Source organism: Streptomyces sp. NPDC031497 (genome assembly GCF_055580905.1).
Map to the genome: position 1 here is coordinate 1 of NZ_JBVIKO010000005.1, position 15,483 is coordinate 15,483.

General features: G+C 71.2%; 13 protein-coding genes. 5 read left to right on the plus strand and 8 right to left on the minus strand.

Annotated features, from left to right (window positions below; genetic code table 11):
• From ACZ5K7_RS11410 to ACZ5K7_RS11435, 6 genes are all read right to left on the minus strand, one after another.
• Positions 1–212 (minus strand): hypothetical protein (locus ACZ5K7_RS11410; protein WP_468912625.1); only part of this gene is annotated, 212 nt, incomplete at its 3' end.
• A 28-nt stretch (positions 213–240) separates the two neighbouring features.
• Positions 241–2,256 carry an endo-beta-N-acetylglucosaminidase gene (locus tag ACZ5K7_RS11415; protein WP_468912627.1) on the minus strand — a complete coding sequence of 672 codons (2,016 nt, stop codon included), beginning with the start codon at positions 2,254–2,256 and terminating at the stop codon, positions 241–243.
• Positions 2,253–3,500, minus strand: coding sequence for a glycoside hydrolase 5 family protein (locus ACZ5K7_RS11420; RefSeq protein ID WP_468912629.1), 1,248 nt, complete (start codon positions 3,498–3,500; stop codon positions 2,253–2,255). Before ACZ5K7_RS11420 ends, ACZ5K7_RS11415 begins: the two co-directional genes overlap by 4 nt.
• A gap of 25 nt (positions 3,501–3,525) precedes the next feature.
• Positions 3,526–4,392, minus strand: coding sequence for a carbohydrate ABC transporter permease (locus ACZ5K7_RS11425; protein WP_468912631.1), 867 nt, complete (start codon positions 4,390–4,392; stop codon positions 3,526–3,528).
• Entirely contained in the window at positions 4,389–5,276 is an 888-nt protein-coding gene (locus ACZ5K7_RS11430; protein WP_468912633.1) for a carbohydrate ABC transporter permease, read from the minus strand. Before ACZ5K7_RS11430 ends, ACZ5K7_RS11425 begins: the two co-directional genes overlap by 4 nt.
• Positions 5,277–5,286: 10 nt before the next feature.
• Positions 5,287–6,579, minus strand: coding sequence for an ABC transporter substrate-binding protein (locus ACZ5K7_RS11435; protein ID WP_468912634.1), 1,293 nt, complete (start codon positions 6,577–6,579; stop codon positions 5,287–5,289).
• A gap of 264 nt (positions 6,580–6,843) precedes the next feature.
• Between ACZ5K7_RS11435 and ACZ5K7_RS11440 the strand changes: the two genes are divergently transcribed.
• The gene (locus ACZ5K7_RS11440; protein ID WP_468913234.1) at positions 6,844–7,854 is read left to right on the plus strand and encodes a LacI family DNA-binding transcriptional regulator; all 1,011 of its coding nucleotides are present in this window, start codon (positions 6,844–6,846) and stop codon (positions 7,852–7,854) included.
• Between the two features lie 36 nt (positions 7,855–7,890).
• On the opposite strand, the gene ACZ5K7_RS11445 is transcribed toward ACZ5K7_RS11440, so the two are convergent.
• The gene (locus ACZ5K7_RS11445; RefSeq protein ID WP_468913236.1) at positions 7,891–10,266 is read right to left on the minus strand and encodes an alpha-L-fucosidase; all 2,376 of its coding nucleotides are present in this window, start codon (positions 10,264–10,266) and stop codon (positions 7,891–7,893) included.
• Between the two features lie 255 nt (positions 10,267–10,521).
• On the opposite strand from ACZ5K7_RS11445, the gene ACZ5K7_RS11450 reads away from it, so the two are divergent.
• Positions 10,522–11,865, plus strand: a complete 1,344-nt coding sequence (locus tag ACZ5K7_RS11450; RefSeq protein WP_468912636.1) for an amidase — start codon at positions 10,522–10,524, stop codon at positions 11,863–11,865.
• Here ACZ5K7_RS11450 and ACZ5K7_RS11455 read toward each other — a convergent pair.
• On the minus strand, positions 11,862–12,443 hold the full coding sequence (locus tag ACZ5K7_RS11455; protein ID WP_450972633.1) for a TetR/AcrR family transcriptional regulator: 582 nt from the start codon (positions 12,441–12,443) through the stop codon (positions 11,862–11,864). The genes ACZ5K7_RS11450 and ACZ5K7_RS11455 overlap by 4 nt on opposite strands.
• Before the next feature lie 104 nt (positions 12,444–12,547).
• Between ACZ5K7_RS11455 and ACZ5K7_RS11460 the strand changes: the two genes are divergently transcribed.
• From ACZ5K7_RS11460 to ACZ5K7_RS11470, 3 genes are read left to right on the plus strand one after another with little or no spacing between them, the layout of a single operon-like run.
• On the plus strand, positions 12,548–13,531 hold the full coding sequence (locus tag ACZ5K7_RS11460) for an aldo/keto reductase (protein ID WP_468912639.1): 984 nt from the start codon (positions 12,548–12,550) through the stop codon (positions 13,529–13,531).
• Between the two features lie 48 nt (positions 13,532–13,579).
• Positions 13,580–14,467 carry an MBL fold metallo-hydrolase gene (locus tag ACZ5K7_RS11465; protein ID WP_468912641.1) on the plus strand — a complete coding sequence of 296 codons (888 nt, stop codon included), beginning with the start codon at positions 13,580–13,582 and terminating at the stop codon, positions 14,465–14,467.
• Between the two features lie 58 nt (positions 14,468–14,525).
• Positions 14,526–15,482 carry an SDR family NAD(P)-dependent oxidoreductase gene (locus ACZ5K7_RS11470; protein WP_450972632.1) on the plus strand — a complete coding sequence of 319 codons (957 nt, stop codon included), beginning with the start codon at positions 14,526–14,528 and terminating at the stop codon, positions 15,480–15,482.
• The last annotated feature ends 1 nt before the right edge of the window (position 15,483 follow it).

Below are 15,483 nucleotides of genomic sequence, written 5' to 3' on the forward strand. Positions count from 1 at the left end.
AACCAGCTGGTGCCCCACGGAGCACCCCACCGGGCGCCCACCTCGATCGGTCCGGGCTCGGCCGCGAGCCCTTCGTCGACCGGCACGGGCTCGCCCGGCGCGTGCCACACGGCGACGTCGAGCGGGACGGACTCGGGGTACACGGCGGGACGGATGCGCTCGTCGAGGACGCGCCTGAGGCGGGCTTCCACCAAGCTGCGGTCGTCATGCATGTGGGGTGCTCCGTTTGTTCGTTACCGGTTACCAGGTGTGCGTGACGGTCACGGGATCCGACGAGGTGTACAGCTCCCCTACGGCACGCACTTCGAACCGTGCCGCCGCCTCGCCCTGCTCCGGCTGGAGCCCGGTCAGGTAATAGGCCCGCTGGCCGGTGGCGCCGAGGAAGCGCCGGGTGCCGTCGGGGAGCAGCCGGTGCAGGGTGTAGTGGCGCACAGCGCCGGGGGCGGCGTCCCAAGCGAGGCGCAGGTTTCCGCCGTCGGCCGCCGTGATCCCCGGGTCGGCGGGAGCGGCGGGAGTGCTCACCGCCTCCCGTACGGCTATGGCGCCGAGCCGCCACCGCACGGGCCCGCCGGTGGCGGTGAGCCGGACACCGAGGGCGTGGACGGTGCCGGAGAGGCCGGTGAGCGGGACGGTCGCGGTAGACCAGCCGTCGCCCGAGTCCACCGGCAGATAGGTGTACGGCGGTGCCGCTCCGGCGGTGCCCGGCTCGGCGGTGGCGACGGCGAGCTCGACGTCCACGGCGCCGGCGTCGGTCCGGTACGTCAGTTCGACAACCGTCTGTGCCGAGATCGGCAGCTGGGTCGCGTAGAGGTCCAGCACCACGGGCTGGTCCAGCGCACCGTTGACCAGCACGCTGCTGCCGCCCCGCCAGGCGTCCGCGAAGTCGAAGGTCACGGCCGGCCTGGTGCCCGCCGTCCGCACCGCCCACCGCCGGGACGGCAGCCGGTCCTGCAGACCGAGGTGGTTCCAGGCGGTGTCCGAGGTGACCTCGCCGTCCTCGTACCAGCGCAGCCCGTGCCCGGTGTTGAAGACGCTCGCGAACGGCACCGCCGACACCGTCGACCGGTCCGCCACCGACACGGCCGGCGCCCGCCACGGATCCGTGCCGTCCGGCAGGGACGGGTCCAGTGACCGCCCGGTCCAGAACCGGTCGTCGGCGGCGTGGAAGTCGCCGGGGGTGCGGCTCGCGGGGAGGTGGTTGCGGGTCCACTCGGGCCGGTAGAAGCCGATCGAGGTGACGTGCGCAGAGCCGCTGGGCACGATCGCGTCCCAGTTCACGGAGGTGCTGGACCCGTTGGACTCGACGTCGACACCGGCCCACAACTCATAGCGGCTGCGGCCCAGTTGGACTGCCTTGGTGCCCGAGGAGGCGAGCGTCGAGGTGCTCCAGCGGAAGTCGACGAACATGTCGTCGGCGGTCTGGAAGAAAGCCTGGTTCTGGCTGTTGAGCGCGCCCTGCCAGCTGACCGTCCCGTTCACGGTCATCGCGTCGTACCAGGTCACCCGCTGGCCCCGGCCGGCGGCGAGGGACTTCAGCTCGGTCATGAAACCGAGCATGGCGGTGCCGAGGGCGGTGTTGCCGCCGCCGGTCTCGGCGTTGACGAACCAGCCGTCGAAGCCGTAGGCGGCGGCCACCGCGACCAGTTGGGCGGCGAGCGGATAGTGCCCGGTGGAGTCCTGCTGGACCAGGTCGCGGGTCCACTGCAGCTGGCCGCCGTAGGCGGTGGGCGGCAGGAAGATGTTGCCGAGGACGGGCACGCCGTGCCGGTGGGCGGCGTCCACGATCGGCGCGTTCGGGGCGAGGACGATCCCCTCCCCCGCCGAGCCACCCCAGAAGACCAGCTCGTCGAGGTAGGACCAGTGGGTCAGCGCGTAGTAGTCGGCGGTGGCCGCGCCCTGGGAGGGGTTGCTGGAGGTGGGCCCGAAGGACACCAGCGCCTGGACGCGGGCCTGCCCGGAGCGGGCGGTGGTGTTGGCCGGGGTGGGGGTGAAACGGGCGGCGAGCGGCACGGAGGCGGCGTTGAAGGCGAGGTCCGTGTCCCCCGCCGCCGTCCAGCTCTTCAGGCTGTGCCAGGTGATGCCGGTGCCGGGGCTGCCGGAGGGGAAGGAGTCCGGGTACCAGTAGGAGGCGTACGGCGGGGTGACGGCCGTCGCCTCGGTCGCTGCCGTCGCCTCGGTCGCTGCCGTCGCCGGCAGTGAGCGGGCCAGGGCCGCCGCGGTGGCGGCGATCAGGACGGTACGTCTGCTGGGGTTCACGAGCGGGTGCCTCCTGGTGGGGTGGGGAGTACCTGATCGGGAGTGACGACCTCGGTGATGCCGCGCGCGGCGAGATGGTCCTGGTCGTCGGCGCGGGTGTCGAGGACGGTGGTGGGGCGGGCGCCGTCGGCGGCGAGCCGGAACCAGGCGTCGAAGACAGGCCCGCCTGGCGCGCACCGGGAGCGCCGGGCCGGGTCGGCGGGCACGACGAGCGCCGTGTCGCGTGCCTTCGCCGCCCTGGGCTCGGCCGCCGCGAGGGCGTGCGCGAGGTCCTTGGGCTTGCGGTCGTTGGTCATCAGACCGAGCCCGTATTCGAGTTCGGGGAAGTCGGCGAGGCTCCGGCTGACGTCGTGCGAGCACCACCAGGTGACGCCCCACAGATCTGGGCAGTCCAGTACGGCGGTCAGGGTCGCCTCGGTGAAGGCGGCCGCGTGCTCGGCGGGGATCAGCGGCGCGGGCGCGCCCACTTCCTGGAGCCAGACGGGCCGGTGCGGGTCCGCGGCCCAGGCCTTGCTCAGCTCCACCAGGTACGCGGCGTGCTGCTCGGTCTGCGGGGCGGTGCGGCCGTGGCGCTGGGCGGTGCCGTTGAACACCCAGGAGTGCACGGCGGTGAGGTCGCCGAGGCGGGCCGAGTGGGCGGGGGTGAAGGGCTGGTCGTCCTGGTACCAGGCGGCGTCGTAGGAGGCATGCAGGTGGAGTCTGCCGGGGGCGCCCTCGGCACAGGCGGCCAGCAGCCGTACCAGCCAGCGCTCCGCCTCCTCCTCGGTGGCCCGGTCCGGATCCGGATGCGGGCCGGCGGCGAACTGGTTGACCTCGTTGCCGATCGTCATGCCGATGAAGTTGGGCCGGTCCGCGAGCGCCGCGGCCAGGGTGCGGAGATAGGCGGTCTCCCCCGCCACGACTTCCGGGTCGGTGAAGAGGTTGCGCCGGTGCCAGGTCCGGGTCCAGGCCGGCAGGAAGTCGAAGCTGCTCAAGTGCCCCTGCAGTCCGTCCACGTTGACGTCGAGACCGCGTTCGGCGGCCGCGTCGGCGAGGGCGACGAGCTGCTCGACCGCGCGGGGCCGGATCAGGGTGCGGTCGGGCTGGAAGTAGGGCCACAGCGGAAAGACCCGGATGTGGTCGAGTCCCAGAGCGGCGATCGAGTCGAGGTCGGCGCGTACGGAGTCCAGGTCGAAGTCGAGCCAGTGGTGGAACCACCCTTCGCTGGGGGTGTAGTTGACGCCGAAGCGCACGGCCGGAGGCATGCGGTCTCCTTGCGGGAACGGGGGTTCAGCCTTTGACGGCGCCTTCGCCGACGCCGCGGAAGAAGTACCGCTGGAGGCAGGCGAACAGGGCGATGAGCGGGGCCACGGCGATCACGGTGCCGGCGGCGACGAGGCGTTCGTCGTTGGCGAAGGTGCCGTGCAGGTAGTTGAGGCCGATGGTGAGCGTGAACCTGGACGGGTCGCTGAGCACGATCAGGGGCCAGAGGAAGTCGTCCCAGGCGCCCATGAAGGCGAAGATCGCGACGACGGCGACGGTGCCCTTGACCGACGGCAGGGCGATCCGCAGGAACCGCTGCCAGACATTGGCGCCGTCGACGTAGGCCGCCTCCTCGATCTCGTAGGGCAGGTTGAGGAAGGCGTTGCGCATCAGCAGCACGTTCATGGCGCCGATGGAGCCGGGCAGCACGACGCCGATCAGGGTGTTGTTGAGGCCGAGTTCCCGCATGGTGGTGAACTGGGCGATGATGATCCCCTCCACCGGCACGAGCATCGCGAGGATGAAGACGAGGGTGGCCACGCGGCGGCCTCGGTAGCGCAGCCGGGCCAGGGCGTAGCCGGCGAGCGCCGAGCCGACGCAGTTGGTGACCACGCTCGCGCCCGCCACCTTCAGCGAGTTGAGGGCGTAGTCCCAGACGGGGATGGTGTCGGCGACCCGCTGGTAGTTGTGCAGGGTGGGATGCTCGGGCAGGAAGCTCGGGGGCGAGCTGAAGATGTCCTCGGTCGGCCCCTTGAGCGAGGTCGACAGCTGCCACAGGAAAGGTCCTACGGTGACCGCCAGCACGAGCAGCAGCAGGGCGTACCGCAGGACCAGTTCGCCGATCCGGATGCGGCGCCCGTGCTCGTCGGTGAAGCGTGCCCGGGAGACGCTCATGGGCGGTCCCTCCGGTCGGCGCGCAGCACCAGCAGCATCAGCACGACGGTGACGACGAAGACCACGACGGAGAGCGCCGAGGCATAGCCGACCCGTCCGGTCAGGCCGGTGCCGGTGCGCTGGACGAGCATCACGAGGGTGGTGTCCTCGCCTGCCGGGCCGCCGTCCGGGCCGGCCATCAGGTACACCTCGGAGAACACCTTGAACGCGGCTACCGAGGAGAGCGCGGCGACCAGCACCATCGTGGAGCGTACGGCGGGCACGGTGACGGAGAGGAAGCGGCGCACCGCCCCCGCGCCGTCCACGGCGGCGGCCTCGTGCAGCTCGCGCGGGACGTTGGCGAGCGCCGCCAGATAAATGATCATGTTGTAGCCCAGGCCCTTCCAGACCGTGACCGCCATCGCGCTCAGCAGGAGCAGCCACTGGTCGCTGAGAAAGCCGATCCGGCCGATCCCGACCGTCTCCAGCAGGGAGTTGACCAGGCCGCGTTCGTCGAGCAGCCACACCCAGATGAGCCCGACCACGACGATCGAGGCGACGACCGGGGTGTAGAAGGCGGACCGGAAGAAGGTGATGCCCGGGATGTTCTTCTGCACCAGCAGCGCGAGCAGCAGCGGCAGGACGACGAGGGCGGGCACGACCACGACGATGTACAGGGTGCTGTTGCGCAGGCCGGTCCAGAACATGTCGTCGTGGATCAGCTCACGGAAGTTGGCGAGGCCGACGAACCGGCCGGGGATCAGTGTGCGGCGGTCGGTGAAGGAGTTGACCACCGTCGAGACGAACGGATAGAGCACGAAGGCGCCGATGACCAGCAGCCCGGGAGCGGCGAACAGCCACGGACTGGTGGGCAGTTGACGCCGCACGCGGGACACGCCGGCCATGCCTCGCCCCTCAGCCCTGCTGCTGGAGCAGCTGGTCGCAGGCCTTGACAGCGTTGTCCAGAGCCGCCTTGGGGCTCTCCTTGCCCTGCAAGGCCTTGGCGACCTCGTTGCCCAGCGCGGTCTTCATCTGGTCGCTGAACAGCACCGGCGTGTAATTGACCGCGTTCTTCAGCGACTTGGCGGCGGCGATCCGCACCCGGGTCTCGTCGGTGCCGTCCTCCTTGGTGAAGTACGGGTCGTCGAGGGAACCGGCGGTGCTGGGGAAGATGGCGACCTTCTTGGCGAAGGACATCTGGTTCTGCGCGTCGGTCACGAAGTGCGCGAAGGCGACGGCGGCCGGCGTGTGCTTGGTCTTCGAGTTGACCATCACGCCCATCACGTACATGTTGACGTGCCCGGTGCTGGTGATCTGATCGGTGATGCCGATGTTCTTGTACAGGTTCGGCGCCTGCTTCTTGAAGTTGGCGAGGTCGAGGGCGCTGCCGGGGTTCATGGCGACGGCCTCGGTGAGGAACTTCTTGCCGGACGACTCCGGGGTGGCGGTCAGCGCCTGCGGGTCCAGTGCCTTCGCGTCGTACAACTCCTTGTACTTGGTGAGCAGTTCGATCCCCTTGGCATCGTTGAAGGCGAACCCGGTGCCCGCCTTGTCCATCAGCTCGGCGCCGTAGCGCCCGAAGTCCTCGACGGTGGGGACGTTGGCGAGGGTGGCGACCTTGCCGTCGCTCTGCTGGGCCATCTTCAGTGCGTCGGCGAAGAGGTCGTCATAGGTCTTCGGCGGCTGCGCGGGGTCGAGTCCGGCCTGCTTGAACAGGGCCTTGTTGTAGAAGAGCGGCCCGGTGTTCAGATACCAGGGGAAGGCGTACGTCCCGCTCATCCCCGGTATCTGATGGCTGGCCCAGGCCCCTTCCAGATACTCGGACTTGTACTTGCTCGCCGCCTTGTCGAGGTCGAGGGCGAGGCCCGCCTTGGCGAGCGGGGCGGCGAGGTCCGGGGAGACGTTGACGACGTCGGGCAGGGTGCCGCCGGCCGCGTCCGCGCTGATCTTGTCGGCGTAGCCCTCGGCGGGCTGGTCGATCCACTTCACCTGGGTGTCCGGGTACTTCTTCTCGAAGTCCGCGATCAGGCCCTCGAAGTACGACTTGAAGTTCGCGCGCAGGTTCCACGTCTGGAACGTGATGTCGCCCTCCACCTTGCCCGAGGCGTCGGTGGAGCCGCCGCCGTCCTCCCCGGAACCGCAGGCGCTCAGCGGCAGGGCGAGGAAGGCGGCAGCGGCGAGGGCGAGGGCTCTGCGGGAGATACGCATGGTCCGTTGCTCCTTTGCAGCGGGGGGTGGCCGAAGGTGCCGCGCCAGACCTTGCACGCCGTTTCCGCGACGAGTCAATGGATTCGGCAGAGCTAAAGTCATTAGTGGCTCAAAGCCCCTGCTCAGAAAGGTGTTACGAACGTATTGCGGTCGATCGCTAATGCGCTTTAGGGTGTTCGAACTCAAGCGCATTAGCGGATCACGGTCCCGACCGAATGAGGAAGTGAGTTGGCGGAGAAACGCGTCCCCGCGCGCCGGCCGACGATGAAGGACATCGCGCGCCGGTCCGGAGTCTCCGAGAGCGCGGTCTCCTTCGCGCTCAACGGCCGCCCCGGTGTCTCCGAGACCACCAGGGCCCGGGTGCACCGGGTCGCCGAGCAGCTCGGCTGGCGGCCCAGCACGGCCGCCCGCGCCCTGTCCGGCGAGGGCGCGGCCACGGTGGGCTTCGTCCTCGCCCGTCCCGCGCACTCGCTGGGCGTGGACTCGTTCTTCCTCCAACTGGTCTCCGGCATCCAGGAGGTGCTCGCCGAACGCCATCTCGGCCTGCTCTTCCAGATGGCTGAAGACGTGGCCGACGAGTGCGCGGTGTACCGCCGCTGGTGGGCGGAACACCGCGTCGACGGCATCCTGATGGTGGACCCGCGCGCCGACGACCCCCGCCCCGGCCTCCTCGACGAGCTCGGCCTGCCCGCGGTGGTGATCGGCGGCGCCCCCGACGAACGCCACCCCGGTCTCTCGACGGTCTGGGCGGACGACGCGGCCGCGATGGCGTCGGTGGTCGACGAGCTGACGGCACTGGGGCACCGCAGGATCGTGCACATCGCGGGTCTGCCGGGCCTCGCCCACACCCAGCGCCGGATCCGCACCCTGCGCACGGAGGCGGACGGTCGGGGGCTCTCCGAGGTCCGCTCGGTCACCACCGACTACTCCGACGCCGAGGGCGCGGCCGTCACCCGCCGTGTCCTGCGGGCGACCCCGCCCCCGACGGCCCTGATCTACGACAACGACGTGATGGCGGTGGCCGGGGTCGCGGCCGCCGCCGAACTCGGCTACTCGGTCCCGGACGACGTCTCCGTCGTCTCCTGGGAGGACTCGGCCCTGTGCCGCATGGTCAAGCCATGGCTGTCGGCGCTCTCCCGGGACAGCGCCGAGTTCGGCCGGGTGGCGGCACACGAACTGACGGCCCTCCTGGACGGCGGCTCGGCCCGGGCCATACGGGTGCCGGTACCCCGCCTGACGGTACGGGGCAGCACGGCACCCGCCGCGCGTTCCTAGGGCCTTTCCTGGACCGCCGGGGTCCTCCCTCCTGCGTCAGCCGTGCCACTCCACCTTGAACACCCACACATGTTCTCCGGCCCGCCGGGCCGACTCGGGCACGTCGATCACCAGTGCTCCGCCCACGACGGTCCAGGTCAGCGGCCGGTGGTGCCCGAGCATGGTCACCTTGTCGCCGGGCCGGACCGGTACCGGTGCCTCGACGGTGAGCTTGGCGCCGGGCCGGGCCAGGGAGTGGATGTAGAAGGCCTCGTCCGGGCGGACGGTGAACCGCAGGTCCTCGCCGAGCTGGGCCATGCGCGACCAGTAGGTGGTGCCGTGGATCGCCTCGCCGTTGACCGCGAGCCAGGCGCCGGTCTCCCGCAGCCGGGTCTGCATGATCTCCGGGATGGTGCCGTCGGCGCGGGGGCCGATGTCGAGCAGGAAGTTGCCGTTCTTGGAGACGATGTCGACCAGGCTGTGCACGACCTCCTCGGTGGTCATGTAGGCGTCGTCCGGGGTGGCCCGGTTGTAGCCGTAGCTGCGCGGGTCGAGGCCGCGGCTGGCCTCCCACTTGGCGACGACCGTGTCGGCGTACGTCGTGTACTCGGGCGTGGTGAAGTCGTGGAAGCCGATGCCCGAGCGGTCGTTGACGGTCACGTCGACCGGACGGGCCCGGTTCTTTGCGTGGTTGAAGTACTCGGCGAGGACGTGGACGCTGTCGTTCGCGCCGCCGATGTCGCACCAGATGATCTCCGGGTCGTAGCCGTGGATCAGTTCGAGCATCTGCGGGGCCTGGAAGTCCCGCACGTAGTCCTTGCCGGAGGTGTATCCGGTGTACGGCAGCGGCTCCAGCGTGTACGGGTTGCGCGGGGCGTGGCCCATCCAGGGGCTGTCGGGGTTGAACCACTCGGGCATGGAGAAGTAGAGGCCGCGGTGGAGTTCGGGCGCGTACCGGCGGGACGCCTCGAACAGCTCCTTGACCAGGTCCCGTTTCGGGCCCATCTTGACGGCGTTGCGGTCGGAGAGCTTGGTGTCCCACAGGGCGAAGCCCTCGTGGTGCTTGGAGGTCAGTACGTGGTACTGGGCACCGGCGTCCCGGAACAGCTCCACCCACGCCCGCGGGTCGAACTTCTCGGCGGTGAAACGCGGGATGAAGTCGTCGTAGGCGAAGTCCTCGCCGTAGGTGTCCCGGTGGTAGGCGTAGGTCGGGTTGTTCGGGTCCTGCATCTGGTCCCAGTACCACTCGGCGTACTGCACCCCGACCGGCGCCCACGCGGGCACCGAGTAGACGCCCCAGTGGATGAAGATGCCGAACTTGGCCTCGTTGAACCAGTAGGGCGCCTGATGACCGGTCAGCGAGGTCTCGGTGGGCTGGTAGTCGGCGGTGCCGAGCGTCAACGTGCGCTGGGCGGCGCCGACTTGGGCGCCGAGTCCGCGTACGCTCACCGTGCCGTCCCGCTCGGTGCCCGGCGCTGTGCCGGTGCGGCTGCGGATGCCGACGTGGACGCGGGCCTGTTCGCCGGGGTCGAGGCGGCGGATGCGGGCGGGCTCGACGGTACGGGCGCCGGGGACGTCGACGCGTACCGACACCGCGTCGCGGGCCAGGATCGCGACGGTGCCCGCGTTGACGACGGTGGCCTCGACGCTCTGGGCGCCGGTGGCGTCCAGCAGGGAGCCGGTGGAGCGGGCGTCGCGCAGGGCCAGCGCCCGCCCCTGGGCGACGGGCTGGAGGGAGAGCGCGAAGACGTGCAGGGCGGTCTTGCCCGCCTCGGCCGGGTCGCCGGCCGGCAGGGTGAGGGCGACGGCCTCGCGCTGCGGGTCGATCCACACCTCGGAGGTGCCGATCCCGACGCCGTGCTGGTCCTTGCCGCCGTCCGGCTGGTAGCGGTACGGCGCCGCCAGCGCGCCGCCCACCGCGTACCAGTCGCCGCCGCTCAGGCCGGCGGTGGTGGTCGTGCCGTCGGCGTAGTGGACGGTGGCCCGGCCGGAGGCGTTGCCGTAGCTGCCGGCGGTGAGGAAGACGGCGGACAGGTAGTGGCCCTGGGGGAGGCCGACGCGCTGGCCGCGTGCGACAACGTTGTTCTTGGCGCCCGCCGTCGCGGCGGGGAAGTCGAAGGGGATGCCGTCGACCTCGATACGGCCGGCCGGGAGTTCCTCGCCCGGGAACGTGTAGCCGGAGCCGTCGAAGTCACCGCCTCGGGCCTCGGCGGTGTCGATGCCGTCGTTGTCGTAGAGGGAGTCGAGCGGTACGGGGACCGGAGCGGGGACGGGGACCCATGGCGAGGCGGCACCCGCAGCGGCCGACCCGGCGGCGCGAGCCTCGGCAGGCTCGGCGGCGTGCGCCGGGGTCGACGCGGCGAGCGGCAGGGCGGCCGCCGCGGCGACGCCCGCCGCGGTCCCCAGCACCTGACGTCTTGGATAGGGAGACATGCTCATGCGCGGCTCCATTCATCGGATGTCTGATGATTGAGCGGGCCCAGAAGCCTGTCAATGGGGCGTGCACGTGCGAGAGTTGAGGAAGTGGTCGGATGATCTGCGGGAACAGCGCAGACACCGACGGACGGCCCGCGGCACACTCCGTCCGCATGTCCGGCGGCGGATGCTCTCGACGCGAAGCCCGCGGCGCGGCAGAGTGCCCTCTCGTACCGACGAGTAAGCCTCTCTCCCGCACCCCCAGGAGCGCCCGTGACCAGCTGGGTCGGCCGGACCGCCGCCGAGATCGCCGCCGCCGTACGAGAGAAGCGGGTCACTCCGCGGGAGGTGGTGGCCGAGCATCTGGAGCGGATCGCACGGCTCGACGGGCGGATCGGCGCGTTCCGGAAGGTCCGTGCCGAGGCGGCGCTCGCCGAGGCGGACGAGGTCGCGGCCCGCGCCGACCTCGGTGAACTCCCGCTGGCCGGTGTGCCGTTGGCCGTGAAGGACAATCTGGCGGTGCGCGGCGAGGCACATCGGGACGGTTCGGCCGCGACGCCGGACACACCCGCCGACGCCGACCATGCCACCGTGGCCCGGCTGCGGGCGGCGGGCGCGGTGGTCGTGGGACTGACGAACGTGCCCGAACTCTGTGTCTTCGGTACGACCGACGGGGTCCACGGAGTCACCCGCAACCCGTGGGACACGCTGCGCAGCGCGGGCGGCTCCTCGGGCGGCAGCGCGGCCGCGGTCGCCGCCGGGCTGGCGCCGCTCGCGCTCGGCAACGACGGCATGGGCTCGCTGCGCATCCCGGCGGCCAACTGCGGTCTGGTCACCATCAAGCCGGGGTTCGGGGTGGTCCCGGCCGGGATCGGCAACGGCGACTGGTTCGGCATGTCGGAGAACGGGCCGCTGGCGACCAGCGTCGAGGACGTCCGGCTGATGCTCTCGGTCCTGGCGGGCAAGGGGTTCGAGAGCACCACGCAGGGCACTCCGCTGAAGATCGCCGTCTCGCGGCGCAGCCCGCTGGCCGGGACGACCGTGAGCAGGCTGTATACGAACGCGGTGGCACAGGCGGCCGGGCTGCTGGCGGGCGCCGGGCACCAGGTGCGGCGCGCCGAGCCGCCGTACCCGGTGTCGATCGGCGTCACCGCGCTCCGGCACTGGACGGCGGGGACGGCCGTGGACGCGGCCGGTCTGGACCCGGCGCTGCTGACCCGGCGGACCCGGGTGCACGCGGCGATCGGCCGCCGTTTCCTGAACGGGGTCCGGGTGGGCGACTCCCGTGAGCGGCTGCGTGCCCGGCTCACCCCGTTCTTCACCGAGTACGACGTGCTGCTCACCCCGGCGCTGGCGCGCCGCGCCCCGAAGGCGGCCTCCTGGCACGAGCGCGGCTGGGTGCGCAACGCGCTGGCCGGCACCGCCTACTCGCCACTGACCCCGGCCTGGAACCTCACCGGCTGGCCGGCGATGTCGGTGCCGTTCGGCACACTGCCCTCGGGCGCCCCGTGCGCCGTACAGCTGGCGGGACGGCCGGGCTCGGAGGCGGCCCTGCTGGCGGTGGCCCGCACACTGGAGACCCTGCGCCCGTGGCAGCGGACGGCGCCCGTCGACTAGGGCTTCTTGGGCTCGGTCATCCGGCGGGCCGCCTCGACGACCGCCTCGCGGTGCAGGGCCAGCCGCTCCTGCGGCCAGGACTCGCTGACCTCCTTGGGGTCGACGCCCTCGGCGGCCCAGAACCAGGCCTGGGCCGCGGCCAGCACCATGGTCAGAAGGTCGTCGGGCGTCATGTCGCCGTCGAGGTCGCCGCGTCGCTGCGCCTCGGCCACGAGTGCCGCCTTGTCACGGAACGCGTCGTGTTCGAGTCCGGTGGCGGAGGGGCGCTCCAGCAGCTTCCACAGCCGCAGGCGCATCAGGTCCGGCCGCGCCACCAGGTGGTCGAAGATCGCACCCGCGTATCCGGGCAGGTCCCCGACGTCGAACGGTACGGACTCGGCGCCCGCCGTCATCGCCCGCTGCAACACCTCGTCGAAGAGCTGCTCCTTGTTGCCGAAATAGACGTAGATCAACCGCTTGTTCGCCCCCGCGGCCTCGGCTATCCGGTCCACCCGGGCACCGGCGATGCCGTAGGCGGCGAATTCGCTGAAGGCCGCGTCGAGCAGCCGGGCCTTGGTGGCACTGGAATCGCGTGACATGCCCACCACCCTAGCAGTAACTATCTAGTTATTGACATCGTCGGCGGGCGGGTCTACGGTCAAGGTATCTATCCAGTTAGTTATGGAATCGAGGGAACCTCATCATGGAACAGCGCGCACTCGGCGGCCAGGGTCTGACCGTCGGTGTCCAGGGCCTCGGCCTCATGGGCATGAGCGTCTTCTACGGCGCCACCGACGAGACGGAGTCCCTGGCCACCATCGACCGGGCGCTGGAGCTGGGCGTCACCCTGCTGGACACCGCCGAGAGCTACGGCCCCTTCGTCAACGAGCAGCTGCTCGGCAAGGCCCTGTCCGGACGCCGCGAGGCCGCCGTGGTCGCGACCAAGACCGGCGTGGAGATCACCGACGACGGCCGGATGGTCGGCCTCAACGGCAGGCCGGAATACCTGCGGCACGCGCTGGAGCGCTCGCTGCGGCACCTGGGCACCGATCACGTCGACCTCTACTACCTGCACCGGATCGACCCCCAGGTGCCCATCGAGGAGACCGTCGGCGCCATGGCGGAGCTGGTCGCCGAGGGCAAGATCGGGCACATCGGTCTGTCCGAGGCCTCCGCGAAGACCATCCGGCGGGCCCACGCCGTCCACCCGGTCGCCGCCCTCCAGATCGAGTACTCGCTCTTCGAGCGCGGCATCGAGCACGACGGTGTCCTGGACACCCTCAGGGAGCTGGGCATCGGCCTGGTCGCCTACTCCCCGCTCGGCCGAGGCTTCCTGTCCGGCGCGATCACCAGCCCGGACGACTTCACCGCGGACGACTGGCGCCGTACCGACCCGCGCTTCCAGGGCGAGAACTTCGACCGCAACCTCGACGTCGTCCGCGAGGTCCGCCGGATCGCGGCCGAGAAGAACATCACTCCCGGTCAGCTCGCCCTCGCCTGGGTCCAGCAGCAGGGCGCGGTCGCCATCCCCGGCACCAAGCGCCGCCGCTACCTGGAGGAGAACACCGCCGCGACCGAGGTGACGCTCACCGCCGCCGACCTCGCCGCCATCGAGGCGGTCGCCCCGCACGGCACGGTCGCCGGCGACCGCTACGCGCCCGAGCACATGGGCACCCTGGGCGGCTGAGCGCCCTCCCTCCCGGACCCGCAGCTTTTCGAAAGGACCTCATCACCCATGCCCCAGCCCGCGAAGCGGTCCCGGATCTCCGTCGGCGACACGACGATCACCTATCTCCCCGACGGATTCGGCGCCCACGACCCCGACACCCTCTTCCCCGGCGTGGACTGGACGACCCGCCCCGGCCATCTCGACGACGGGCAGCTGCTCCTCACCTTCGGATCGTTCCTGATCCAGGCCGGGGACCAGCGGATCCTCGTGGACCTGGCCACCGGGAAGATCGATGTGGACGTACCCGGCATCGCTCACCTCGAAGGGGGCGCGCTGCTCAAGAACCTCGCCGCCGAAGGGCTGTCCGCCGCCGACATCGACACCGTCGTCTACACGCACCTGCACCTCGACCACGTCGGCTGGACCAGCGATGTCGCCCCGCTCCCCGGCACACCGGCCGCGCACGCGCCCGGCGGTCTCACCTTCGTCCGGGCCCGCCACCTCATGTCGCAGGCCGAATGGCAGTACTGGACGACACGGGAGGCCGACCTGGGCGGACCGGACGCCGAGGCGGTGCTCAAGCCGCTCACCGGTGTCGTCGAGTTCGTCGCGGGCGGCGACACGATCGCGCCCGGCGTGACCGTCGAGGCCACGCCGGGTCACACCCCCGGCCATCTGGCGGTCGTCGTACGGGACCCGTCGGGCGCCGGTACCGAGGAGGTCTGGATCGTCGGGGACATCGTGCACTCCCCCGCCCAGATAGCCGACCCCGACCTGGCCTTCGCCTCCGACGTCGCTCCGGACCAGGCCCGGCAGGTGCGCGACCGGGTGCTCGGGCGGCCGGACACGGTGATCGCCGCCGGGCACTTCACGGACGAGGTGTTCGGCCGGGTCACCCGCGAGGGCGACAACCGGCGCTGGACCCCCGTCGGCGGCACGCCGGCGTCCCGATAGGCAACCGGGCCGGGCACGGCCCGGCCTGATCCACTTCTCATCTCAGGAGACACCCCACATGTCCACATCCCAAACCCCCCGCACCTTCGCCGCCACCACCACCGCCGCCGAGGTCATCGACGGCGTCGACCTGCACGGCCGGCAGGCCGTGGTGACCGGAGCCAGTTCCGGTATCGGAGTGGAGACGGCCCGTGCGCTCGCCTCGGCCGGCGCCGACGTCACCCTGGCCGTACGCAACACCGACGCGGGCGACCGCGTGGCGGCCCGCCTGGCGGCGGATCTGCCGCCGGAGTCGGGCAAGCTGACCGTCGCCCGGCTCGACCTGGCCGACCGGTCGACGGTCGCCGCCTTCGTGGCCGGCTGGCAGGGCCCGCTGCACATCCTGGTCAACAACGCCGGAGTGATGGCGCCGTCGGAGATCACCCGCACGCCCGACGGCCGGGAACAGCAGTTCGGCGTCAACCATCTCGGTCACTTCGCCCTCACCACCGGCCTGCACCCGGCACTGGCGGCGGCGAACGGCGCCCGGCTCGTCTCGGTCAGCTCCACCGGCCATCTCTTCTCCCCGGTCGTCTTCGACGACCTGGACTACCGGTTCCGCCCCTACGACCCGTGGACCTCCTACGGGCAGTCGAAGACCGCGAACATCCTGTTCGCCGTGGCCGCCGCCGAGCGCTGGGCCGACGACGGCATCACCGCCAACGCCCTGATGCCGGGCAACATCGCCGACACCAACCTGGCCCGGCATATGGACATGCAGCAGGTCGCCGCGTTCATCGCCTCGGGCGAACTCACCCTGCCGCCGCAGAAGACGGTGGAGCAGGGCGCCGCGACCTCGGTGCTGCTGGCCGCCTCGCCGACCGTGGCGGGCGTCACCGGCCGCTACTTCGAGGACTGTGCGGAGGCCAAGCCGGTCACCGAGCGGGCCGGCTCGGTCGGCGGTGTCGCGCCGTACGCCCTGGACCGGGACAACGCGGCCCGTCTGTGGTCCGTGTCCGAGGCGCTCGTCGGGTAAC